Genomic DNA, 25,352 nt, shown 5'->3' on the forward strand with positions numbered 1-25,352 from the left:
TTGTGTGGATAAATTGTTGGTTACTGCGTGATTTACGAACGTCTTTTTGTGGTATGAATCATTCAGGTATTGGCCGAGAAGGTGGTTTAGAAGCCATGCGATTTTTTACTGAACCCAAAAATGTATGCATAAAATACTCATAGGCTCAAACTAAATAAATAAATACCATAATTGTGTGGATAAATTGTTGGTTACTGCGTGATTTACGAACGTCTTTTTGTGGTATGAATCATTCAGGTGTTGGCCGAGAAGGTGGTTTAGAAGCCATGCGATTTTTTACTGAACCCAAAAATGTATGCATAAAATACTCATAGGCTCAAATTAAACAATGAACCAAATTTGTCATAAATTTAAATCTTCAGGAGCAATATTTGCCAGCGTATTAGGCTGCAAATGGACGCTTATTTAACCTGTTTTCCTGTGGAGTTCTTTAGGAGAGGACGGTGATTTCGACATTCCCTACTCAGTCATACTCAAGTCTACATGCTATTGAAATAAATAAAGAACAAAGGTCTTTGATTGATTTTTGTTTACACTTATAACCCTAAAAATATATTAATTACATCAGGATCCCTTATGAGCGATGTTAAAATTAAAACGTCTTTGAACCCGAAAATAATCAACGCGGAACAAGCCCCAAAACCGGTAGGTTTATACCCTCACGCCCGACAAGTAGGCGATTTATTATTTCTTTCTGGTGTTGGCCCAAGAAAAGCCGGTTGCAAAGATATCCCTGGAGTTGTACTTGACGAGCAAGGTAAAATTAAAAGTTACGATATTGAAGCGCAATGTCATAGTGTATTCACCAATATTCGCTTAATTCTTGAAGCGTCAAATGCAAACTGGATGGACTTGGTTGATGTCACCGTATTTTTAACCAACATGGATGACGACTTCACCACCTACAATCGTATTTACGCAGAATACTTTGCCGATAACCAACCTTGTCGAACCACAGTTGAAATTAACAAATTACCAACGCCCATTGCCATTGAACTTAAATGTATCGCTGCGTTGAATCAACATAAAAAGCCTCAGACTAAAACGACGGGGGAATAGTTATGTCAACGTTAAAAAACAGCATCGCTATGCCTTTTAATTTACATGCTTGGATTGATGAACATCACCATTTACTTAAACCTCCAGTTTGTAATAAACAAATTTTTGAACAAGACAATTTTATTGTGATGATTGTCGGTGGCCCTAATAATCGTAACGATTATCACTATAACGTAACCCCTGAATTATTTTATCAAATTGAGGGCGAAATGGTGCTTTCAGTTATTGATGGTTCGGTTAAAAAGAATGACCATCATGATCCCAAAAATTTTCAAGATATAAAAATTAACGCTGGCGAGATATTCTTACTACCACCAAAAATGTTGCATTCCCCACAACGCTTTGAAAACAGCGTAGGTTTAGTGGTTGAACAAAAGCGAGCAAATAATCAAAAAGATGCACTTTATTGGTTTTGTCCCGACTGCAAAAAACAACTCTACACAGAAGCTTTTTATCTCGACAATATAGAAACAGACTTACCTAAAGTATTCAGCCGTTTTTATGACACACCTGACAATTGCACTTGTCAGCAATGTGGCATAACAGTGACGAAGGGATAAGTTATGCTAAAGATAGATATTCACACGCATATATTACCGAAGACCTGGCCTAATTTACGTGAAAAATACGGTTACGGTGGTTTTGTTAGTTTAGACCATCATAAATGTGGCTGTGCCCGAATGATGGTTGATGAAAAGTTTTTTCGTGAAATAGACCATAATTGTTGGGACCCTAAAGTTCGACTTGACGACTGTAAAAAGCACCACGTAGACGTACAAGTACTTTCAACGGTTCCTGTGATGTTTAACTACTGGGCAAAACCGAAAGATACTCTAGATTTATCGATGTATTTGAATGATCACATTGCTGGCATTGTTAACGACTACCCTAAGCGTTTTGTAGGGTTAGGGACTTTACCTATGCAATCGCCAGACCTTGCAATAAAAGAACTTGAACGTTGCATGAAAATTGGTTTGTCGGGCATTCAAATTGGTTCTCATATTAATGAATGGAATTTAGACCAAAAAGAGTTATTCCCTATTTTTGAGGCTGCGCAAGACTTAGGTGCAGCAGTTTTTGTTCACCCATGGGACATGATGGCGAAAGAAAAAATGCCTAAATATTGGTTACCATGGCTCGTTGGTATGCCTGCAGAATCAAGCTTAGCGATATGCTCGATGATCTTTGGCGGCGTCCTACAACGTTTACCTAAACTAAAAATAGCCTTTGCTCATGGTGGTGGTTCATTTCCATCAACTATTGGTCGTATTGAACACGGTTTTAATGTTCGCCCTGACTTGTGTTCCATTGACTGTCCGATAAACCCAAGAGATTTTCTGCCACAAATTTATCTTGATTCATTAGTTCATGATGAATTATCTTTGAAATATATTGTCGACTTAATGGGGGCAGACAATATTGCTCTCGGTAGTGATTATCCGTTTCCGCTGGGGGAATTAGCACCCGGTAAACTGATAGAAAACAGTCAATTTAACGATAACATTAAAGAAAAGTTACTGCATGGTTCAGCACTTAAATGGCTAGGCTTATCAAAGGAGCAATTTGTATGAGTTTAAAGATAAACATAGAACTTAAAGGGACTCACTATCAAATAAATCTTGAAAAATCATGGTCATTAGCTATTGCGGTTAACTTTAATCAGGCAAATCAACAACCCAATCATTTCTCTGCCAGTGCCGCATCAGCCACCCCTATGCAAGCAGAAAACTTTATTGGAGATACCCGACAAGGTGGCAGTTGCAATGTAAATGAATTAACAATTAATCCGCATTGTAACGGTACGCATACCGAGTCAATTGCCCATATTTGTCACTCTGCGATAAAGACCGATATAGTCAGTGATACTGAGATAATAACTAAGCAGACAGAAAATTATCCGTTAACCCTAGCGCAATTGAATATACCGGTGTTAATACCCTGCGCCATCATTTCAATCACACCTGAACTTGCCCTAAAAAGTGATGAACATTATACCCCTGACTTTTACCCACACGATGCCATTATTAGTCGAACATTACTCAAAAAAGCCTGTAGTCATTATACCAATGAACAACTACAGGCTTTGGTAATTCGTACTTTACCTAATGTTAAAAGTAAGTGCCAACAAGCTTATAGTCGTGAAAACCAACCCGCATTTTTTAGCCGCGAAGCTATCTTATATTTAAATGAACGCGGTGTAGAACACTTAGTGGTAGATTTGCCCTCAATTGACCGTTTGCATGATGAGGGGGTAATGACTTGCCATCATCTTTTTTGGCAAATTGAAGAAGGCTGTCACCAAATAAATAATGCCAGTTTAACTAACAAAACAATTACCGAAATGGCTTTTATTGATAATAAAATTGTCGATGGCTTTTATTTTATTAATATTCAAACACCTGCTTTTCATAATGATGCGGCGCCGAGTCGCCCGGTAATATTTACAACTAACAAGATCGGTGCTAAACAAGTGAGTAAATAACAATGATAGACAATAGCTTAGCCTATGCTCAACAACTTGACAAAAACGATCCATTAGCAAAAATGCGTAAGCAGTTTGCTATTCCCAAACAAGCGAATGGAGAAGATGAGTATTATTTTACGGGTAACTCGCTAGGTTTACAGCCAAAACTTGCCCGCGAATATGTTATTGAACTACTCGACTCTTGGGGACAAAGAGGCGTAAAAGGACATTTTGAAGGGGAGCACCCGTGGCTGCCCTACCACGAGTTTTTAACTGAGCAATCGGCCTTATTGGTTGGCGCAAAAAATGAAGAAGTGGTGATGATGAATTCCTTAACGGCAAACTTGCATCTAATGATGGTCAGTTTTTATCAACCACAAGGAAAACGCTCAAAAATATTGATTGAAGACCATGCTTTTCCCTCTGATCATTATGCCGTTGAATCTCAGCTTAGACACCACAAAAAAAATGTCGATGACAACTTGCTGTTGTGGAGACCCAGAGCTGGTGAAGAGCTATTAAACACTGATGACTTATATCAAATGATTGAACAACAAGGTGATGAAATAGCCCTGATATTATTACCCGGTGTTCAGTATTACACTGGCCAGGTACTTGATATGAAAACCATCACCGAAAAAGCCCATGCAAAAGGTATTATGGTAGGTTTTGACTTAGCCCATGCCGTGGGAAATATCGAAATGGCCTTGCATCATTGGCAAGTCGACTTCGCTTGTTGGTGTAGTTACAAATATTTAAACAGTGGTGCTGGCTCAGTTGCTGGTTGTTTTGTTCATCAAAAACACAGTAGCGATACCAATAACAAAACACAGGTAAACCGCTTTGCTGGCTGGTGGGGACACGATAAATCAAGCCGCTTTAAAATGGAAAATACTTTTAAGCCTATTGCTACAGCCGAAGGCTGGCAATTATCTAATCCACCCGTTCTATCATTAGCCGCTATTCGTGGTTCTCTAGACACCATAAAGATGGCTGGCGGTATTATTGAACTGCGTAAAAAATCAATTAAACTGACTCAATACATGACTGAGCTGATCAGTCGTGAGTTAGGTGATAAAATTCGTATTATTACGCCAAGTAATGAAGCTGAGCGTGGTTGTCAGTTATCGCTAATGATCAATGTTGATGGTCTCGATGGTAAGGCAATGTTTACTGCCTTAGAAGAAAATGGCGTGACCACCGATTGGCGTGAACCCAACGTTATTCGTGTTGCACCGGTACCACTTTATAATAAATTTCAAGATATTTATCACTTTGTTCGACTGCTAAAGGAATGTTTACAATGAGCGTAAATTCACTATCTAAACCCGCTAATGAAACTAACATCACGGTTGCAGGAGCAGGCCCTGTTGGCGCCCTACTTGCGATAATATTAGCCAGAAAAGGTTACAATATTAACTTATTTGAATCTCGCCCAGATTCTCGCCAGCATGATATCTATCAAGGAAAGTCGATTAATATTGCACTTTCAGATAGAGGTTGGTTAGCGCTTGAAGCCGTTGGCATTGCTGATGAAGTTCGCCAAGACGCTATAGCGATGAAAAAACGTATTATGCATGCCATCGATGGCACAATAACCGAGCAAGCTTATGGTAAAGACGATCAAGCTATTTGGTCGGTATCACGCTCAGGCATTAATGAACAACTTCTCAATTTAGCTGAAAAAGAAGCGAGTGTAACATTACACTTTGAAAAAAGGCTAACCCACGTTGATTTTAATACCGGTTGTGCTTCTTTTAGCTTTAATGCCGGACACAAAAAGAGTCATGTCGAAATTGACGCCGATTATATTTTTGGTGCTGACGGCGCTTTTTCCAAAGTGCGTCGCCTTGCTCAAGAAACAGCTCGCTTTAGCTATAGTCAGTCTTTTATGCCCCAATCATATATAGAATTAACCATTCCAGCCAATGAAAACGAAAGTGGTGATGCTCGCTTTAAAATGACAAAGGAAGCCTTACATATTTGGCCAAGAAAAGACTTTATGCTTATCGCCCTACCGAACCCCGATGGTACTTTTACTTGCACTTTATTTCTCAACTATGAAAGTACAAAGGAAGGTGAATATTCATTCACCAGTTTAAATAAACGCAGCGATGTTATTAATTTTTTCGATGAAAATTTTGCCGACGCTATGCCGATACTTGCAGACCCAATTGATGACTTTATTGCCAAAAAAGCCAGCCCGCTATTTTTAGTCAATGTCGACCCTTGGGTCATTAATAACAAGGTTGCTCTCATCGGTGATGCTGCCCATGCTATGGTGCCTTATTATGGCCAAGGGATGAATTGTGGTTTTGAAGATTGCCGAGAGCTGGGGGAAATTATTGATCAATATAAAGGTCAATGGCACGATATCTTCCCCGCTTACCAACAACAACGAAAAATTAATGCCGATGCTATTACTGAGTTAGCCAAACGTAATTTTGTTGAAATGAGTGAGCTTTCTGGTAACAGTGACTTTTTATTACAAAAGAAAATTGAAGCAAAATTCAATCAGCTTCATCCAGAGCTTTGGGTACCACTTTATTCCATGGTCACTTTCTCGCCTTACTTACCTTATTCTCAAGCCTTAGCCATAGGAGATCAGCAAAAAATACTGATGGCGAAAATAATGCAAATACCAGACATAGAAAACTGTTGGCAAGACGATTTTGTTTACGAAAAACTGCTACAACTCGTTCAAGAACAAACTAAGAACAAGGATAATCTTGATGTCTAATTCTGGCTGTCCTTTTAATGGTGACACAAATAAACGTGAAGTAGAGGAAGATATTCATACCGACTTTAACGATGATATGTCCTATGGTGATTACTTGCACCTTGATAAAGTATTATCGGCTCAGCAACCGTTATCGAAAGAACATGATGAGATGTTGTTTATTGTTATTCATCAAAGTAGCGAACTCTGGCTTAAACTTGCTGGCCATGAATTAACAAAAGCCATGGAGTGTTTACGCGCAGATGATTTTGGCCCCGCCTTTAAAGTTATCGCGCGGGTAAAACAAATATTCATTCAGTTGACTCAGTCATGGAATATTTTATCGACGCTTACCCCTGTTGATTACTTAAAGTTTCGTGATGAATTAGGACGATCCTCTGGCTTTCAGTCACTCGGATATCGAAAGCTTGAGTTTCTCTTAGGCAATAAGAACAGTGATATGCTTAAAGTTCATAAAAATGATAATCAAGCCTATCAAGAGTTAGCATTATTACTCAATAGTCCCAGCTTATACGACGAAGTGATTGCCACATTAGTAAAAGCAGGTTTTAACATTGATGACTGTGTGCTTAATCGCGATGTTAGCCAAGCCTATCACAGTAATGAAAGTGTGGTAAAAGCATGGCTAATGGTTTATCAGCAACCAGAGAAATTTTTTGAGCTATATGAGCTAGCAGAAAAGCTTGTCGACATCGAAGACTCTTTTCAACAATGGCGCTTTAAACACATGTATACCGTGCAACGAATAATTGGTTATAAGGCAGGAACCGGTGGTTCTTCTGGGGTAAGTTTTTTGAAGAAAGCGCTAGATGTTAGCTTTTTCCCTGAGTTATTTGAAGTCAGAACACATTTATAACGATTCTCACATTACCTTTTTAAATTAACAATTATTGATCTATATCATTGATTTAAAATGGTTGTTTATAAAAAGCACCCAAATGAGTACTGCATAAATAAAAATAATGTATTAAATAAAATAATAAGTATTATTTTATTTAATAAGACTGAAGGTAAACAATAAAATTTCTCAAGATACTTGTTCTAACTCAAAAGAAGACTATCAATAATTGTATTAATTATAAATTTACACTATTGTAATCCTGCAGGAGCATTAACTACAGGGTAATCAAATAGTGAAATTCGAAGACATTTCGTTCAAGAAAAAAATATATATCTTAATTTCCATTCCATTACTTAGCTTCATTTTTTATAGTGTCACTGCTATTTTACAAAGCATTAATAGTACACAGGAAATGTCGAAACTCACGCGGTTAACCAAGCTGTCAGTAGTTTACAGCAATTTAGTACATGAGTTGCAAAAAGAACGTGGTATGACTGCCGGCTTTTTAAGCACTAAAGGAGCAACGTTTCGCGATAAACTTATCGTGCAGCGCCAAGAGGTCAATAATCAAAACGCTTTAACAGTAGATTACTTGACCAACAACTCATTTAATAACAAAAAAATAATACGGCTAAATAATAAAATTGTTCAGCAGTATAGTGAAATCGACAATATTAGAAGTCGTGTTGACCAACAGATAATATCTATATCAAAAGCGCTCAGTTATTACACTGAACTTAATAAAAACTTATTAAGTCTTTCCACTATCATCTCAGAAATGAGTTCCGACTCAACGGTCTCAAAGGAGGTTTTTGCCTATTATAATTTTATGCAAGGTAAAGAGCGAGCCGGTATAGAAAGGGCCGTGTTAAGTAGTACTTTTAGCACTAACCAATTTAGTGATGGAATGTTAGTTAAATTGGTGACACTGATATCTGAACAAAATACCTATATGAGAAGTTTTACTTCTTTTACTAACGACAAAAATGGTGCGTTTTTTGTGCAAAAAATGTCAAACCCTGTTATCAAAGAGGTGTTGAAACTCAGGCGTATTGCTATTGAAAAATCAGCCCAAGGGCAATTTGGCATTAAATCAACCTATTGGTTTGACCAATCAACCAAACGTATCGTTATCTTTAAAGAAATTGAAAATTACTTAGCTGATTCATTACTTAAGCTCGTAGAAAATAAAAATGAACAGGCATTTAATAAAATGATCCTTAATTGCATCGTTAGCTTTTCACTTATACTTTTATCTTTGCTATTAAGCTTCTATATTATTAAAGAATTAAGCATGCAAGTCACTGACCTCACCTATGTGATGAGAAAAGTAAGAAATGAAAATGATTTAACCATAAGGGCTAGCCATATTTGTGAAAGTGAAATGGGGCAAATAGCACTCTCACTAAATTTAACATTAGAGACGTTCTCTGGTGCTATAGATGAAATAACAAAATCAAGTACAACGTTAGCCGCGGCTGCAGAGGAAACATCACATACTTGTCAGCATAACTCTCAGTCAATGCTGGATCAACAAGGCGAAATTGCATTAATAGCGACAGCTATAGAGGAGTTATCAGCTACGGTAAAAGAAGTGGCGAGTAATACGCAACTTGCCGCAGATTCGGCAAAAGAAGCGGATGAACAAGCACAAAGTGGTTTGAATGTGGTGCAAAAGTCTTATCACTCCATTGAAGCGTTGGCCGCTGAAATAGCAGATTTAGCGACGAGGATCACCAATTTACATAAAAGTAGTAGCAATATTACTAAGGTAGTTGACGTAATCAAATCAGTGGCCGAACAAACAAACTTACTCGCGCTAAATGCCGCTATTGAGGCAGCAAGAGCAGGAGAGCAAGGCCGAGGATTTGCCGTAGTAGCTGATGAAGTCCGGACACTTGCCCAACGTACACAACAATCAACCAGCGAGATAGAAGACTTTATCATTGCTCTACAAACCGATGCAAATGCCGCATTCAATGTAATAGAAACCAGCCAAAACATGGCTAACGAGGCGGTCGTAAATTCAAAGAATGTTGAAAAAACACTAGAAGGTATTACCAAATCAGTCAGTAATATTTTTTCGATGACAGAACAAGTTGCTGCTGCAGTCGAAGAACAAGCGATGGTTACTCAAGACGTTGCAAAAAATGTGGTCAGCGTCGAGCAAAAATCAATGGAATCAACGACTGGTGCTACTCAAATAGCTACCACAGCAAGAGAGCAAGCTAACTTAGCAACATCTTTACAATATATATCTGCCACATTCAAAATTTAGGGGGGCTTAGTTAAAATAAATAAAAACGCACTCAACAATGGAGTGCGTTTATTTTCAATCAGATTAATTTTTTACTGAGTTTATCTCTAAGTTTTTATTACCTTCTTTATCACGGTTTTTACGTGCTTTGTCAGCTTTCAATTTCATCTGCTGCTTTTGCAAATTAGAAATATCTCTTGGCATCGGCTTACGAGGCATGCGTTCATCAGCCATGGACGCTTTATATAAAAATCCAGCAAGAATAACAGAAGCTTGTTTTAGATCAGCTTCTACAACATGGTCAATCGAATCAATATGGGTATGATGCAAACGAGAGCCATAATCTAACTTGTCTTGAATAAATTGAAAACCGGGTAACCCTACATCATCAAAAGACTCGTGATCAGTACCACCGGTACTTTTATTGGTAATAGTACCGGTACTTAAATCTGAATAAGGGCTGAACCAGTAGCCAAATATTGATTTTGCAGCCACATTACCTTCAGTATAAATACCTCTGAAACGTCCACTACCATTATCCATATTAAAGTATACCGAAAACTTATCATGATCAGCTTTCGTTTCAATCGGCCAACCTTGATCTTTCCATAAATAACTGGGTAATGCTTGCTCATTCTTATCAGTAGGTTTAGGACGGGTCGCAAAGTGTTCATCTACATAAGCTGCCGAACCAAATAACCCTTGTTCTTCACCCGACCATAAACCAATACGTATGGTACGTTTAGGTTTAAAGTTTAATGCTTGTAAAATACGAACAGCTTCCATTGAAACCGCCACACCCGCACCGTTATCAACAGCACCATCACTGGCATGCCACGAGTCTAAGTGGCCACCGACCATAACTATTTCAGGGTTTTTATCACTCCCTGGAATTTCTGCAATGGTATTATAAGCATTTCGGTCGTTATCATGAAAACGCGCATCGATATTGAGCGATAATTTAGGTGTCTTGCCATTATCTATCATTCGAGATAATAAGTTGTAATGTTCGGCTTCTATAATAAGTGCTGGTACTGGAAAGGTTTTACCGACACGATGGTCACTACCAAAAACGTTAATTAAGCCACCTTGACGCCAGCTACGATATATAACACCAGCAACTTGCTCTTCTTTTAAGAAATTACTGAGCGTGGCTTGAAAATTATAACGCTGCATTGCGCCATCTCTTCGGTCAGCAGTTACCCATGGAGAGTGACTTGGCGCTCGCATTACGTCAAATTCTGTCAATGTAGAAAGCTCTCCGGAGTCATAGCGTTGGAAGACACTGTTCTCAGGCGCTTCAATATTTTTACCCGCGCCCATCATAATGATCTTACCTTTTAGCTTACCTTTATATTGTGCTAAGTCGGTTATTGAAGCCGCATCAAAGATAACAACATCTCCTGTTACTTCTCCTTCAGTGCCCGGTGTCCAAGCAACAGGAATACCGTGTAAAGAAACTTCACGCGGACTCAATAGATCAATGGAAGCAGAGTCATGTGACCAGCCTCGCCCAAACTCAAAAGGGTCTAAATAAGCATTTTTTAATCCCCACCCCTTTAACTTCTCTAAAGTCCAATTATTAGCTTTCTTCATCTGAGGAGAGCCAGATAAACGAGGGCCTATTTCATCGGTTAATTGCTCTAATGTGTGCATTACTTCAGAATTATAAAAACCTTCTGCCCTTATTTTATTCGCCATATCTAAGTCATCACTTGCATAAGCAGTCGATAAAGAGAGGCATAATAAAGATAATACGAATTTTTTCATTATTGTTTCCTAATTATTATATTTTTTGTCATGATTAATTTAGTACAAAAAATAATAATTAAAAAGACAGATAAGACGAACTCCATCGAATAAGAGACCGTTGGTATTAACTGAGAAGCAGCAGGTAATAATAAGGTTAAGTAGCAGTGCAGTCTTTATATTCACTTTACATTAACCATTTTAATTTAAAAAATTAACAAGGCATCTGCTTAGCTTAATTGTGCAAAAAATAACATAACAACTTCCTATAAAGTAAACTATGTTAAAACGTATAAAAATAGTTACTTTCTATTTAGAAATGTGTAAATTTCGGCTACCCTGACTGGTATCAAAATAACAATAAAGTTTAGTTTACCTAAAAAACATCGCACTCTTGGAGAATATTAATGAATTTGTTCAAAAATTCCACTTTGGCTACAGCGGTTAAACTCGCTGTTTTAACATCAACAGTTGGTTTTTCTGCAGTAACTTTAGCGGAAGAAAATGCCGAGGAAAAAGTTGTTGGTTTAGAAATTATTGAAGTAACCGCGCGTAAAAGAGTAGAGAATGTTCAAGAAGTCCCTGTAGCTATTAGTGCGCTCCAAGGTGAAAAACTGAATGTGTTAAGTTCTGCCGCTATGGACATTCGTTTTTTAAATGCCCGCGTGCCGAGTCTTACTGTTGAATCTTCTTTTGGTCGTACTTTTCCACGTTTTTATATGCGTGGTTTAGGTAATTCCGATTTTGATTTAAACGCATCACAGCCCGTTTCTTTAGTAGTGGATGAAGTTGTACAAGAAAACCCAATTTTGAAAGGTTTCCCCGTATTTGATGTTGGCCGCGTAGAAGTATTACGTGGTCCACAAGGAACACTATTTGGTCGTAACACCCCTGCCGGTTTAATTAAGTTTGAATCAGTAAAACCATCACAAGATTTTGATGGCTTTGGCTCACTTTCATACGGCAGTAATAACACTACCGATATGCGTGCGGCTGTTGGTGGTGGGTTAACTGATAAATTATCTGCTCGTGTTTCATTACTTAATCAAACCCGAGATGACTACATAGATAACCAAGCACCCGGTTTTGAACAAAAAGAAGTTTTAGGTGGCTACAATGACAAAGCGGCTCGTATTCAATTTCTTTATGAAGATGACGCCTTCACCGCATTATTTAATTACCACATGCGCGACTTAAATGGCAAGCCGGTAGCTTTCTATGCAAATGCGTTTAAACCAGGAAGTAACGAACTGGTTAGTAATTTTGAAAGAGATACTGTTTACCATGATTCGGCATCAAGAGCGACACAACAAGTTGAAACCGAAGGCGGCAGTTTAAAATTGGAATTTGAATTAGGTGAATATACCCTAACGTCAATTTCAGGCTATGAAAGCGCAGAGCTTTATTCTCGTGCCGATGTTGATGGTGGTTATGGCGCAGTTTATGCGGAGCCTTCAGGACCTGGTATTATCGCACTTGACTCAGAAACAGCCGATGCTATTCCAGATCACGAGCAACTAACACAAGAAATTCGCTTATCAAGCAACTTTGATGGCCAATTTAATTACCAAGTGGGCGCTTTTTACTTTAATGAAGATTTAACCATTGAAAGCTTTGCCTTCGATCCTTTATTTAGCAGTGGCGCTCAAACCGGTTACGTTATTCAAGAACAAGAAACCACTGCATGGGCTGTTTTTGGTTCGTTTGATTATGACTATAACGACAAAACCTCAGTAACCTTGGGCTTACGTTATTCTGATGATGACAAAGACTATAGTAACCAAAGAACGAAGTCTCCATTGGCATGGTTAGGTTTTCCTGATGTCGTATCAGGTGAAGTAAACCCAAGTGATTCACATGTTAGCTGGGATATCAGTGTTACGCATAAATATACCGATGACATAAACTTATATGCACGCATTGCTGATACTTTCAGAGCGCCAAGTATTCAAGGGCGTTCGTTATTCGCCTTTGGAAATGGTATTTCTGTTGCTGACTCAGAAACTATTTTATCTTTAGAAACCGGTATTAAATCTGATATTTTAGACGGCTTTGGTCGTATCAATGCCTCGGTATTTTATTTTACCATGGATGATCAGCAGCTAACGTCTGTTGGTGGTGGTGGCAATACGGCGAGTTTACTTAACGCTGAAGAAACGACCGGTTACGGTTTTGAAATCGACTCAGAGTTTATGCTAACCGATAATTTTTGGCTAACCGCAAGTGTTAGTTATAATAATACCGAAATCAATGACAGTGACCTAGCCGTTGCTGCTTGTAAATCATGTACTATTACCGATAATTTCTACACTGATGATATGGGTAATAGATTTGCCGAAGTAGACGGTAATAGTTTACCACATGCACCTGAGTGGATTTTTAACTTTACCTTGCGTTATTCTCGTGAAATTGCAGACGGTGAATTCTATGCTTACACGGATTGGTCTTACCGAGATGACATTAGTTTCTTTTTATATGAATCAAAAGAATTTAATGGAAAATCATTATTTGAAGGTGGCGCTCGTACCGGTTATACCTGGGACGGTGATGATAAAGAGTATGAAGTTGCCTTATTTGTTCGTAACATAACGGATGAACAAATCGCTATAGGCGCTGTAGACTTTAGTAACAATACCGCTATTGTTAATGAAGAGCGCTTTTTTGGTGCAGAATTTAAAGTTAATTTCTATTAAGCTAAACGGCTAATTTGAATGATAAAAGGCGACTATGACTAGTCGCCTTTTTATTTTTAATGCCTAAATACAAGACTCAATAGCCGCGAAGTTCTGGTATTTAATAAGTGAGTTTAAAAAGTAATTCCACCAAATCGGGTTGTCACTGAAAATCTGTTAACTTAACGCGATTACCTATAACCACCACTTGTTCTTCTTGAAGCAGTGCACTTTGTTTGGCGAAAAGTTCACTTTCAACAGCAAATGATATTTTCCCTTGAGAGTTAATAATTCTGTGCCAAGGAACACTTTTTACGTTCCAACCACCATTAGGGACTTTACCTAACGCTTTACCAGGCAAGCCAGCAAGATCAGCAATCTGTCCATAGCAAGCGACCTTGCCATAAGGTATTAACTGCACTGTTTGCCAAATACGAGGGTAATTAACGTTTACCGGGCGCTTATTATTTTTTAACATCGTGGCGACTCATTTCATAAAAACGGCTTAATTACGTTTAAAAAGATACTGAAAATTATCTTAGCATCTTGCCAACAGACGATAACAGGCTACTTAGCAACTTTTACTAAAATAAGAAAATTTATCGAACATTGAATAACTTGTTGTTAATTTATCATCCGCACCAGCCAAATAGACAAATTTTAGCCTATTGAAGTCGATGTTTTTTGTGTATAATCGCGCGCTATTGACTTACCAGCTTAAATGCACAACCAAGGAATCAGCTTATCCTACAAGCAAATAATATTACCCAACAATTCGGCGCAAAACCTCTTTTTGAAAATATTTCACAAAAATTTGGTGGTGGTAATCGTTACGGTTTAATTGGTGCCAACGGTTGTGGTAAATCAACACTTATAAAAATCTTAGGTGGTGACTTAGAGCAGACCTCAGGCAATGTAAGCTTAGACCCTAACGAACGTTTGGGTAAATTAAGCCAGGACCAATTTGCCTTTGAGCACTTCAGTGTTATTGATACCGTTATTATGGGACATACTGAGTTATGGGCGGTAAAAGAAGAACGTGACCGTATTTATGCTTTACCAGAAATGAGTGAAGCCGATGGCATGAAAGTAGGCGATTTAGAATCAGAATATGCTGAGATGGACGGTTACAGTGCCGAAGCACGTGCCGGCGAACTATTAATGGGCGTAGGAATTGCTATTAACCAACATTATGGTTTAATGAGCGAAATAGCCCCAGGTTTTAAACTGCGTATTTTGTTAGCACAGGCGCTATTCTCAGATCCTGATATTTTATTACTTGATGAGCCAACCAACAACCTGGATATTCATACTATTCAATGGCTTGAAGAAACCTTGAATGCCCGTGATTCAACCATGATCATCATTTCGCATGATAGACATTTTTTAAACAGTGTTTGCACCCATATGGCCGATTTAGATTACGGAGAACTTAGAGTTTTCTCAGGTAACTATGACGAATACATGCTAGCAGCAACACAAGCACGAGCTAACTTACTTGCTGACAATGCTAAGAAAAAAGCGCAAATAGGTGAGCTACAAGCTTTCGTTGCACGTTTTTCTGCGAATGCTTCAAAAGCTAAACAAGCGACTTCTCGTGCAAAACGTATCGACAAGATTCAACTAGAAGAAGTTAAACCTTCAAGCCGTACCAACCCCTTTATTCGCTTTGAGCAAGAGAAAAAATTATTTCGTAATGCCTTAGTCATAGAAAAATTAAACAAGAAATTTAATGATGCTCATGTACTAAAAGATATTTCTCTTTTGGCTGAAGTCGGTGAACGTATTGCGGTGATCGGCGAAAACGGCATAGGTAAAACCACCTTTTTACGCACTTTATTAAATGAAGTCGGCTACGAAGCAACTTCTGGTGATTTTACTTGGTCTGAAAATTCAAATATTGGTTATTACGCACAAGACCATGAGTTTGAATTTGAGCATGACATGACCTTGTTTGACTGGATGAGCCAATGGCGTCAGCCTACTGACGACGAACAAGCTGTTCGTGGTTATTTGGGGCGTTTATTATTTTCAGCTGACGATATTCTAAAATCAGTTAAAATATTATCAGGAGGAGAAAAAGGCAGAATGCTTTTTGGTAAACTGATGATGCAACTGCCTAATATTCTTGTGATGGACGAACCGACCAACCACATGGATATGGAGTCTATTGAATCACTTAATATGGCATTAGAAAACTACGAAGGTACTTTAGTGTTTGTTAGCCATGACCGTGAGTTTGTTTCGAGCTTAGCGACGCGTATTATTGAATTAACCAAAGATGGTTACATTGACTTTGCCGGTACTTATGATGAGTACTTAGCAAGCCAAGCGTAGACACAAATAACACCGTTTATACAAATAGATAAAACACTGATCAAAGAGTGTTTTATCTATGACTTCCCCTACCCATTTTAGATTAAGGAATTCCTTTTGCTCAGTTATCGTCATGCTTTTCACGCAGGAAACTTCGCTGATGTTTTAAAACATTCGGTTTTAACGCTCGTACTAGAATATATGGTGCGTAAAGAAAAAGGCTTTACCTATATCGATAGCCACTCGGGTGCTGGCATGTATTCACTAAAAGATGAATACGCTCAAAAAACAGCTGAATACAAAGGCGGTATCGCTAAAATTATTGCCGCACTAACTGATGATAATTTTCCTGAAGCATTAACACCCTATGTTGAGCTAATTCAGCGCTTAAACACTGAAAATAGTGAGCTAGAAATTTATCCTGGCTCTCCTGGTGTTGCTAAGCAACTGATGCGCCGCCAAGACAGTACTCATCTCTTTGAGTTACACCCTACCGATATTCAACATTTGACAGAATTCTGCACACGCTGGAAAAAATCACATGTAAAACAGTCTGATGGTTATCAAGGTGTATTGGGGTTAGTACCGCCACCCAGTCGCCGAGGTGTCGTGCTTATCGATCCCCCTTATGAGTTAAAAGAAGATTACGCTAAAGCGGTTAAGACTATCGTAAAAGCCTATAAAAAATTCAATTCCGGGACTTATATTCTTTGGTATCCTGTGGTTACCCGTGAGCGTATTCATGCCATGGAAAAAGACTTTACCCGTAGTGAGGTGAAAAATTTATTACAAGTTGAATTTTGTTTACAAGCCGACAGTGATGAATATGGTATGACAGGTACCGGCTTATTTATTGTTAATCCTCCTTGGCAGTTAAAAAAGCAGCTCGAAGAGATACTTCCTTTTATGAAGGCAACCTTAGGACAGGCTGAGACTAGCTTTACATTAGCGCAGCTTATTGCTGAATAACTCGCCTTAAACTAAAATTACGGCGCATCTCAATTAAACAGCGCCGCTTATCAGCCTTTTGTAATCAGTTGATAATTAACAAGAAATAAGATAATTAAAGTTTTACCGCTATTGCCCTGCCTTACAAAGCGCGATATCTATTTGCATTTGAAAATGTACTAACATCATTAAATCTAACACCATTTTCTTTCATCACCTTATGTGCAGTACTTGCTAACATTTGACGCAAATAAAACGGTTGTTGTACAACAAAGTGATGAATGGCATGCGTACCAGCAAAGTTAAAGGTAAACAGATTAAGTGGCCAAATAAGCAAACCTTTAAAGACTTGCGTTTGCTGTAATACATTATTAACACCACCATAGTAGTGCAAATAAGAAGTCACTAAATTTAAACAGCCTGAGCGTAGAAAATTAGGCGCAATAATAACCACCATCAACAGATTGCTCAACGCTGAAAAGGTTTGTAACCATGGCGGATAGATAAAATCGCTGGCAATAAAAAAATCGACACTGTGAAACAATATAAAGCCATAACCGAAGATATAATAAAGTATCGTCAGTGGGAATCCGCCATTAAAAACACTCAAAAAATTAAAGGCTTTCACTTCCCTATTCAAGTGCTTTCTTTGTAAAATCAGCCCAAATAAACCATCAAAAATTACGATATAGCGAACAAATATATTAGCAATACCATTGCCGACCAGTCGTTCTTCTAAATCTTGTTTTGTACCCGAGGTTTTATGGTGCAATAAATGAATTTTGCGACGATACCAAGGATTAATCGTACTTGGGCGCATTAACCAAACAATGGCCATCATAAGATTATGTATAATAGGTTGCTGACGAAAGTAAAGTTTATGAATTAAGTCATGTTCTAACTCATGAGAAATAGAGGCAAAAATTGCCGCTAGCATGATACAAATCCAGGCAGGGATAAAGGCATAGTAATATAATAAACCACTGGTGATCATGCCTGTAAGTGACAGTAAAAGAATGAGTAAACCAATACTGTCTTGCTTAGCTAAAAACACATATTTTTTGCGTAAGCGCTGTTCTTCGGCTTTAACGCCCTGAACAATATTTTTAATTTTTTCAGCGTCTGTTGTTGAACTCATCCTAAGTATTCACTAATTTTTACTCGAAAGGTGATAACTATCGGCATCATTAATCATATTAATTTCTTTCATCACTTCATTGATATCGTGAGACATTGAATATTGCTTTGAAAAAGCAAGAAAAGAAGAGTCAACTTGATCAGACAACGAGAACCCTTCGACTTGTCCATTAACCGCCATATTATCAATGGTTGTATTTGCAATGGCACTATCGGCCACCAATAAATCAACGCGACCGTAAATAAGCATATTGAAGGCATCTTCTAAGCGAGTCGCTTCAAAAAACGTTATAGAGGCATCTTTAAAGGCTTCTTCTAAGTGGCTATCAACATGGGTTGAACGAACTTTGACAAGTATTTTACTTTTATCAATTATTGAAATACCTTGATAAACAAAATTATCATCTGCTCTTTTGAATATTTCAGAGCCATAAAAATTAATTAAAGGACTTTGAGGAAAACTCAAAAAAAAGCTGCGTTCTGGTGTATAAACCGTCGGCATTAATGCATCAAACATTCCCTGTTCAACTGCTTTTAATGCTCTTGCCCAAGGCATGATGGTGACTGATACCTTAAATTTTCCACTGGTATTGAGTTTATTCATCGTCTCAATTAACAAGCCCTTGTTTTCACCCTTTTCATTACTATAAATAAAAGGGCGAATTTCAGGGGCTGCAATCGTTAACGTGATAACTTGTTGCTGATTTACATGCTGAGCTTGCGCGTTTAAACAAAGTAAAAAACTACAAATAAAAAAGAAAAATTTCATTTTATTAATACCTTATACTCGAAACAGTTAATCGATTTCAGAATCGCTGTCTATTTCACTTACTGGCGTTATCGTCTTTTTACGTAACACAGGTAACTCACCAACATCTTGAGCAACAAAGACTCTTTTAATCACTTTTTTAGGCTGAGCTCTTTGCGGTTTTTCGTTAATTTTCGTTGAAGATTTTGACTTAGCAGCCACTTTTGGCTTTTTAGGTTTTATGCCCTTGAATGTAGCTTTTAAGCTATCAACAACATCAAATTTAAAGGTTTGCTGTAAAAAACCTTCAACATTTTTAAAGCTAATCCAGTCTTTAGGACCAACAAAGGAGATCGCATCACCGGTGCTACCCGCTCGACCTGTCCGGCCAATACGATGCACGAATTCTTCAGTGTGCTTTGGCATATCAAAGTTAAAGACGTGCGAGACGTTAACTAAATCTAAACCTCGAGACGCTAAATCAGTCGTGATCAATATCTTTTGTTGTCCCTTACTAAAGCCATCCATTATTTGATTACGCTGACCTTGATTAAGCTCACCACTTAAGGCGACCGTACTTAAGCTCTGTTCACTGAGCAGCTTTGATAATCGGTCGGTATCACTTCGTGTTGCAGTGAAAATAATCACTTGTTGATAGCTTTCAGTTTTCAAAAAGTGTTCAAGCAAGTCTTGTTTGTGGTCTAAGTTATCGCATAGGTAAAAGCGTTTAGTAATATCTTTATGCTCGGTATGTGCAGAGCCTATGGCAATTCGTTTTGGTTTTTTTAATAACGCTAGTGCGAACTCATTGACTTGTGCGTGATCGAGTGTTGCAGAAAACATCAGTGTTTGACGCTTACGATGATCGGCAGCGCTATTAATTTGTTTTAATTGTTTTGAAAAGCCTAAGTCTAACATCCGATCGGCTTCATCAAGAATAAGGAGCTCTAAGCCCTTTAAATAGAAATGCCCTTGCGATAAATGGTCAGACAATCGACCCGGTGTCGCAACAATAAAATGGGGGTCTTTGTGCAGTGTTTTTACTTGATCATTAAAGTTTTCACCACCCAAAATAAGCACAGCTTTAAACTGTGAGCCGGTGGTAAATAAACGTAGTTGAGTAAAAACTTGTTTGGCTAATTCTCGTGTTGGCATAAGAATAAGGACACGAGGATCACGTTTAGACAAAGCCCTATTTCGAATTAAGCGTTGCATCGCAGGAATAATAAACGCTAAGGTTTTACCTGAGCCAGTTTTTGATGAGGCAATTAAATCATGCCCGGCCATAGCAGCAGGAATAGCTTGCTGCTGAATTTCTGTCGGCTCTAAAAAACCTAAATGCTCAACCGTTGACATTAAACGACTGTCTAAACCAAAATCTGTAAACTGCAAACTACACTCCAAAAAAGAACCAATAAAAACGTTGTGATTATACCCTGCTAACGACAAGAATGACGTATAGTATTTTATCAGGGTGTTAAAAAAATGAAAAACTTAAAAAAGTACCACAGACTTATTCATCTTATGGCGCTATTAAACATGTTCGTCGCGAAGCCAATCAACATAACCAACAAAAAAGTGTTGCCAAAAATCGTTGGTTTGCGAAAATTCAACCAGCTTTTTACCAAAGGTTTCTAATATCTGGAGATCAAAAATACAGCTTTCATCGGGAAGGTACATGGCAGATTTTTGCCGACACTGTTGATATATAGCCGTTAAGCACTGTTCAAAACCCACCAAAGATACACTCACTAGGGTTGCTTGCCATTGATTTTCTTCTTCAGCAATCGCGGTATAAACCGCTAAATGTTCATCGGCCAAGTCAATAAAATACGGATCACCTAATTCGGTATCTGTGGCGATAACAACCCATGAACTTTGCCAATTGCCAATATCCTTGTTGACTAAACTAGCGCCTTTTTTATCAACCGAATAGCCAATCTGGGCTTTATTTAATGTTGCCATTTTAGAAATAACGCTAAAACCCTGTGGACCAAAAAACACCTCTTTATGCTCAAAGGCTTTTAATCTATTTAATAATTCGCTTTGGTTCATCTTTAATCTCGCCTTTTTCAATACAATAAGGCCGTTGACAGCTAACCATCAACGACCTTATATCTTGTTAGCATAAAACTTTATTTAATTAGCTGTTTGCTATTCTTGCTTCAACCACTTCAATAGCGTGGTCAATACGGGCAAGTACTTTATCTTTATCCAATAAAGCCAAAGTAACATCTAGAGAAGGTGAATTACCACCACCGGTCGCCGCAACACGCAATGGCATACCTACTTTACCCATACCAACTTCAAGCTCTGTTGCTGTATCATTAATTGCCGCATGAATAAGTTCAGGTGACCATTCGCTCAATGCTGCAAGTTTAGCTTTAACTAATATAAGAGGCTCTTTAACAACAGGGCGTAAATGTTTCTTAACCGCTGATGCTTCTAGTTCGCTGAAGTCTTCGTAAAAGTAGCGCGAAATTTGCGCCATCTCTTTTAAAGTTTTTACACGGTCGGCTTGAATTTTAACAATTTCTTCAAGTGATGGACCATTTTCAATATTGATACCTTGCTCATTCATGTGCCAGGCTAAATGTTTTGCGACATAACTTGGCTCCATAGTTTTCATATAATGTTGGTTGACCCAAATTAATTTATCAGTATTAAAACCTGAAGCAGCACGGTTACAATCTTTTAAATCAAAGAGTTCAATCATTTCTTCACGAGAAAATATTTCTTTATCGCCATGAGACCAACCTAAACGCACTAAGTAGTTTAATAAGGCTTCAGGTAAATAACCATCATCACGGTATTGCATAACACCGACAGCACCATGACGTTTTGATAATCGCTTACCGTCATCACCTAAAATCATTGGGATGTGGGCATACTCTGGGAGTGTTGCCTCTAAAGCGAGTAAAATATTAATTTGTTTTGGCGTATTACTAATATGGTCATCACCACGTACAACATGGGTGATTTTCATATCCCAATCATCAACAACAACCGTTAAGTTATAAGTCGGTGTGCCATCGCTACGCGCAAGAATTAAATCATCTAATTCTTCATTAGCTATCGTTATATCGCCTTTCACCATATCTTTGATAACGACTTCGCCATCAAGCGGGTTTTTAAAACGAATCACATAAGGCTTATCGGCAGGATAGTCAGTGCGGTCACGCCACAAACCGTTATACTTTTCTTTCGCCCCGGTTTCACGAGCCTGTTCACGCATTGCTTCAACTTCGTCACTGGTGCTATAACAGCGATAAGCATTACCTGAGGCAAGTAACTGCTCAATAACTTCTTTATAGCGGTCGAAACGTTGGGTTTGAAAATACGGACCATGTGTCCATTCAAGATTCAACCAATTCATACCGTCCATAATGGCATCAACGGATGCTTGGCTTGAACGTTCTACATCAGTGTCTTCGATACGTAGAACGAAATCACCGCCATTTTTCTTGGCATATAACCAACTATAAAGGGCAGTACGTGCCCCACCAACATGTAAATAACCGGTCGGGCTTGGCGCAAATCGAGTTGTTAAGCTCATAAAAATCTCACTATAAAGTTTAAGACTTAAAGGCTATGTTTAAAGACAAGGCTTAAAGTCTACAATTGGTACGATAAAAATTGTCGATATTTTATCAGGTATAGCTAAGGAAAACTTCATTTGCTGAACGAAACAAAGAAAAGAAAACCGCCAACGAGGATAAAACAAGCAAGCTGTTTAATTTTACAGCAAAAAAATTAAATATATCAATCAAACTGAAAAAAAAGCAGAAAAATCTTTGTTTTATGTTGACAGCTTTTCTCATCTCCCTATAATACGCCCCACTGAAACGCAGACAGTGTTTAATTAATTAGACCGTTAACGATTCAGGAAATCTAAGATTGGGCGATTAGCTCAGTTGGGAGAGCACCGCCCTTACAAGGCGGGGGTCACTGGTTCAAGCCCAGTATCGCCCACCAATCTTAATTTTCAAAGATTAAAGTAATTATGGGCGATTAGCTCAGTTGGGAGAGCACCGCCCTTACAAGGCGGGGGTCACTGGTTCAAGCCCAGTATCGCCCACCATAATTACACCTATAGACTTTTCTTTAGATAATCTATACGGACGATTAGCTCAGTTGGGAGAGCACCGCCCTTACAAGGCGGGGGTCACTGGTTCAAGCCCAGTATCGTCCACCATCTTTTTTCTCATTCTTACATCATCTACTTAAAAATTAAATCACTGATCATAATTTTAATTAATATATTAAATTTTAAATCATTTATCTTAAAGACTCTTTTTAATATCATTTTATCTGCTATTGCATATTTCAATTCGATCACAATCCCTGCTCTTTTTTTGTTGCTACTGCCTGCCAACCCACTACTATAAAACTACAATTTCAATTAGTTAAAACGTTCAAAGTCAGCAAAACGCCCTTTATTTAAAGCACACCCACGAATAAACTCACAGCATATTTACCTAAATACACTTAAGTAACCCCCTATTTTCAAGCTACCTGTTTATTGGGAAACTAGCTGTGATAGAAATAATTGCAATGATTTAACAAACGGAGTTTGGTTATCATGAGTAAATTAACTTTAAGTGCATGGCTTATAGCCTCTTTAGCATTAACAATGCCTACAAAAGCATTGGCTGAAAGTATTATTGGCGAGCAATTCGCACAAACCCTTCCTACGATGACTGACAAAGAAACAATCCTCGCGGTAATAACCTTTCAACAAATGCAGCCACTCTCAATGAATCAAATACAGGCGCTAATAGCTTTAGGTATTAGTAAAGGCGTTAAGTCTTCTGCACTGCCTGTAATAGGCGTGGTCGCTAATGCTGCACAAATCAAAGCGATCTCCGCGCGCGACGATGTCTGTTAAATATGGTTAAACCGAAAATTAAGCTATTTTATAGCTAACTCACGGCAAAACTCCGGTGTTAATAAAATTCAAGGAACAGACTTTGTTAATATTAATAGTAATACCGATTATAGTGATAAGGGTGTGACTATTATGGTCAATGACTCAGGGATTGATGCCGCGTATCTAGATCTATTTTTTGGCGACGTGGTCATCGATAATGTCGAGGCGGCCATAGAATCATCAGCTTTGGCTAAAATGAGCACAACCGAGACCTTTATCAGTCGAGGTCAATATAATACTGATGTAAACACAGACCACGGTACCCATTGTGCTGGCATTATTGCAGGCTCTGGGGCCATGTCTGATGGTAAATATAAAGGTATCGCTTCCGATGCCAAACTAACCGGTTACGGCTCAGGTGCTGATTTAACTATTTTAGATGCGGTTAGTGGCTATGATTATGCGATTAATCACCGCTACGATTATCAAAGTCCATTGCGTATTATCAGTAATGCTTGGGGTTCAACCGGAAAATTTGATGCGAACAGCCCAATTGGTTTAGCCTCATATAAAGCTTATACCTTGGGGATATTGTCAATATTTTCTGCCAGAAATTCAGGGGCAGGTAAAAGTAGTCATAACCCTTATGCTCAACTCCCTTGGGTAATATCAGTCGGTGCCGGTAATAGTCATGGTCACTTAGTTGACTTTTCTTCTCGTGATTTATCTTATAAAACGGGCAGCTTTACCATGCCAGATAAGCAAGAATGGACTTATAATAACCAAGTCACAGTTGTCGCCCCGGTCACTACATGGTCTCACCCGAACATCGAATAATGGCCTGGCCTACAGCGCAGATGATGATTTTCTTTTTGACTCCACCTATTCCCCTTTTTATAGCCGTTTTTCTGGTACTTCAATAGCAACATCATATACGGCGGGTGTTGCCGCTCTTATGATGGAAGCTAATCCATTATTAAGTATCGAGGAAATCAAACAATTAATAGCAAAGTCTGCAACTCAGATGCTTGGATACCAAGCGTGGGAAGTTGGTGCCGGCTATATTGATATACAAGCCGCTGTTGCTGCAGCAAAAACATATGTTAAAGCGTATAAATAATCAATCACGACAACACTGTCGGTCTATACTGTACAAAGACTGATGTCACCGCACTAGTAAACAACGAAAGTAGTTTAGCGTCTTTAACTTTAGCCTAACATTTTATTGAATTTTTTCTCGCAGCAGTGACAAAAGAGTAGATATTAACAACAACGCCCTGGCATAAACAGGTCTCGGGGAAGATAATATTAGCCCACTCCAGCAACCAGTATTCCAATGCGATAGCTATACCTAATGACTATTAACTGCCAACTATCGATTGCCGACTATCAACCGCAAGGCAATGCCTAACGAGAAAAATAGAACCAGCTCACCTCTGCAGAGAACAAATAAGAGATCACTTAAAAAGTTGTCAATGATGTTGCTTAACATAGCATTAGCTTATCAAAACGATGCTTAAAAAAGGAGAAACCATGATTAACAGTGTGACC

At 38.3% G+C, this 25,352-nt stretch carries 23 protein-coding genes and 3 tRNA genes; 19 read left to right on the forward strand and 7 right to left on the reverse strand.

What is annotated here, in order from left to right:
- Window positions 1-2 precede the first annotated feature (2 nt).
- From H4J67_RS21285 to H4J67_RS15105, 10 genes are all read left to right on the forward strand, one after another.
- Window positions 3-143 carry an aldehyde dehydrogenase family protein gene (locus H4J67_RS21285; protein ID WP_220471662.1) on the forward strand — a complete coding sequence of 47 codons (141 nt, stop codon included), beginning with the start codon at window positions 3-5 and terminating at the stop codon, window positions 141-143.
- Window positions 144-173: 30 nt separating this feature from the next.
- On the forward strand, window positions 174-314 hold the full coding sequence (locus H4J67_RS21290; RefSeq protein ID WP_220463245.1) for an aldehyde dehydrogenase family protein: 141 nt from the start codon (window positions 174-176) through the stop codon (window positions 312-314).
- A gap of 262 nt (window positions 315-576) precedes the next feature.
- The gene (locus H4J67_RS15070; protein WP_182172967.1) at window positions 577-1,059 is read left to right on the forward strand and encodes a RidA family protein; all 483 of its coding nucleotides are present in this window, start codon (window positions 577-579) and stop codon (window positions 1,057-1,059) included.
- Between the two features lie 2 nt (window positions 1,060-1,061).
- Window positions 1,062-1,619, forward strand: a complete 558-nt coding sequence (locus H4J67_RS15075) for a 3-hydroxyanthranilate 3,4-dioxygenase (RefSeq protein WP_220463243.1) — start codon at window positions 1,062-1,064, stop codon at window positions 1,617-1,619.
- Between the two features lie 3 nt (window positions 1,620-1,622).
- The gene (locus H4J67_RS15080; protein WP_182172964.1) at window positions 1,623-2,630 is read left to right on the forward strand and encodes an amidohydrolase family protein; all 1,008 of its coding nucleotides are present in this window, start codon (window positions 1,623-1,625) and stop codon (window positions 2,628-2,630) included.
- On the forward strand, window positions 2,627-3,541 hold the full coding sequence (locus H4J67_RS15085; protein WP_182172961.1) for a cyclase family protein: 915 nt from the start codon (window positions 2,627-2,629) through the stop codon (window positions 3,539-3,541). Before H4J67_RS15080 ends, H4J67_RS15085 begins: the two co-directional genes overlap by 4 nt.
- A gap of 2 nt (window positions 3,542-3,543) precedes the next feature.
- Window positions 3,544-4,830 (forward strand): kynureninase, encoded by a 1,287-nt coding sequence (gene kynU / locus H4J67_RS15090; RefSeq protein ID WP_182172958.1) that lies wholly within the window; start codon window positions 3,544-3,546, stop codon window positions 4,828-4,830.
- A complete protein-coding gene (locus H4J67_RS15095; RefSeq protein WP_182172956.1) occupies window positions 4,827-6,263 on the forward strand; it encodes an NAD(P)/FAD-dependent oxidoreductase in 1,437 nt (478 codons plus the stop codon). Before kynU ends, H4J67_RS15095 begins: the two co-directional genes overlap by 4 nt.
- A complete protein-coding gene (kynA, locus tag H4J67_RS15100; RefSeq protein ID WP_182172953.1) occupies window positions 6,256-7,119 on the forward strand; it encodes a tryptophan 2,3-dioxygenase in 864 nt (287 codons plus the stop codon). Before H4J67_RS15095 ends, kynA begins: the two co-directional genes overlap by 8 nt.
- A 397-nt stretch (window positions 7,120-7,516) precedes the next feature.
- Complete coding sequence (locus H4J67_RS15105) at window positions 7,517-9,382, forward strand: methyl-accepting chemotaxis protein (RefSeq protein ID WP_259368628.1); 1,866 nt, start codon at window positions 7,517-7,519, stop codon at window positions 9,380-9,382.
- 63 nt (window positions 9,383-9,445) lie between these two features.
- Here the strand turns inward: H4J67_RS15105 and H4J67_RS15110 are convergent, their stop codons facing one another.
- The gene (locus H4J67_RS15110; RefSeq protein WP_182172947.1) at window positions 9,446-11,131 is read right to left on the reverse strand and encodes a M20/M25/M40 family metallo-hydrolase; all 1,686 of its coding nucleotides are present in this window, start codon (window positions 11,129-11,131) and stop codon (window positions 9,446-9,448) included.
- A 386-nt stretch (window positions 11,132-11,517) separates the two neighbouring features.
- Here H4J67_RS15110 and H4J67_RS15115 point away from each other — a divergent pair, with 386 nt between their 5' ends.
- Window positions 11,518-13,803 (forward strand): TonB-dependent receptor, encoded by a 2,286-nt coding sequence (locus tag H4J67_RS15115; protein WP_182172944.1) that lies wholly within the window; start codon window positions 11,518-11,520, stop codon window positions 13,801-13,803.
- 142 nt (window positions 13,804-13,945) lie between these two features.
- Here the strand turns inward: H4J67_RS15115 and H4J67_RS15120 are convergent, their stop codons facing one another.
- The gene (locus tag H4J67_RS15120; protein WP_182204197.1) at window positions 13,946-14,260 is read right to left on the reverse strand and encodes an MGMT family protein; all 315 of its coding nucleotides are present in this window, start codon (window positions 14,258-14,260) and stop codon (window positions 13,946-13,948) included.
- Window positions 14,261-14,526: 266 nt separating this feature from the next.
- Between H4J67_RS15120 and H4J67_RS15125 the strand changes: the two genes are divergently transcribed.
- Window positions 14,527-16,119 carry an ABC-F family ATPase gene (locus H4J67_RS15125; RefSeq protein WP_182173038.1) on the forward strand — a complete coding sequence of 531 codons (1,593 nt, stop codon included), beginning with the start codon at window positions 14,527-14,529 and terminating at the stop codon, window positions 16,117-16,119.
- 96 nt (window positions 16,120-16,215) lie between these two features.
- Window positions 16,216-17,067, forward strand: coding sequence for a 23S rRNA (adenine(2030)-N(6))-methyltransferase RlmJ (locus H4J67_RS15130; RefSeq protein WP_182172938.1), 852 nt, complete (start codon window positions 16,216-16,218; stop codon window positions 17,065-17,067).
- 121 nt (window positions 17,068-17,188) lie between these two features.
- On the opposite strand, the gene H4J67_RS15135 is transcribed toward H4J67_RS15130, so the two are convergent.
- The 5 genes from H4J67_RS15135 to gltX all read right to left on the reverse strand — a co-directional run bounded on the left by H4J67_RS15135 (window position 17,189) and on the right by gltX (window position 22,487).
- Entirely contained in the window at window positions 17,189-18,184 is a 996-nt protein-coding gene (locus H4J67_RS15135) for a fatty acid desaturase (protein WP_182172935.1), read from the reverse strand.
- 12 nt (window positions 18,185-18,196) lie between these two features.
- Window positions 18,197-18,952 (reverse strand): transporter substrate-binding domain-containing protein, encoded by a 756-nt coding sequence (locus H4J67_RS15140; RefSeq protein WP_182204199.1) that lies wholly within the window; start codon window positions 18,950-18,952, stop codon window positions 18,197-18,199.
- Window positions 18,953-18,979: 27 nt separating this feature from the next.
- Window positions 18,980-20,323 (reverse strand): DEAD/DEAH box helicase, encoded by a 1,344-nt coding sequence (locus H4J67_RS15145; protein ID WP_182172929.1) that lies wholly within the window; start codon window positions 20,321-20,323, stop codon window positions 18,980-18,982.
- Window positions 20,324-20,464: 141 nt separating this feature from the next.
- Entirely contained in the window at window positions 20,465-20,986 is a 522-nt protein-coding gene (locus tag H4J67_RS15150; RefSeq protein WP_182172926.1) for a hypothetical protein, read from the reverse strand.
- A gap of 88 nt (window positions 20,987-21,074) precedes the next feature.
- A complete protein-coding gene (gene gltX / locus H4J67_RS15155; RefSeq protein ID WP_182172922.1) occupies window positions 21,075-22,487 on the reverse strand; it encodes a glutamate--tRNA ligase in 1,413 nt (470 codons plus the stop codon).
- A 343-nt stretch (window positions 22,488-22,830) separates the two neighbouring features.
- Here gltX and H4J67_RS15160 point away from each other — a divergent pair.
- The 6 genes from H4J67_RS15160 (at window position 22,831) to H4J67_RS20795 (ending at window position 24,921) form a co-directional block, all read left to right on the forward strand.
- A tRNA-Val gene (locus tag H4J67_RS15160) sits at window positions 22,831-22,906 on the forward strand.
- A gap of 30 nt (window positions 22,907-22,936) precedes the next feature.
- Window positions 22,937-23,012, forward strand: a tRNA-Val gene (locus H4J67_RS15165).
- Window positions 23,013-23,050: 38 nt separating this feature from the next.
- Window positions 23,051-23,126, forward strand: a tRNA-Val gene (locus tag H4J67_RS15170).
- Window positions 23,127-23,513: 387 nt separating this feature from the next.
- Window positions 23,514-23,819: a hypothetical protein gene (locus H4J67_RS20785; RefSeq protein WP_259368629.1), complete on the forward strand. Its 306-nt coding sequence runs from the start codon at window positions 23,514-23,516 to the stop codon at window positions 23,817-23,819.
- A gap of 132 nt (window positions 23,820-23,951) precedes the next feature.
- A complete protein-coding gene (locus tag H4J67_RS20790) occupies window positions 23,952-24,638 on the forward strand; it encodes a S8 family serine peptidase (protein WP_259368630.1) in 687 nt (228 codons plus the stop codon).
- Entirely contained in the window at window positions 24,595-24,921 is a 327-nt protein-coding gene (locus tag H4J67_RS20795) for a S8 family serine peptidase (RefSeq protein WP_259368631.1), read from the forward strand. The genes H4J67_RS20790 and H4J67_RS20795 overlap by 44 nt, the downstream gene beginning before the upstream one ends.
- The last annotated feature ends 431 nt before the right edge of the window (window positions 24,922-25,352 follow it).

The sequence above is a fragment of the Colwellia sp. BRX10-4 genome (genome assembly GCF_014077465.1).
GTDB lineage: Bacteria > Pseudomonadota > Gammaproteobacteria > Enterobacterales > Alteromonadaceae > Colwellia_A.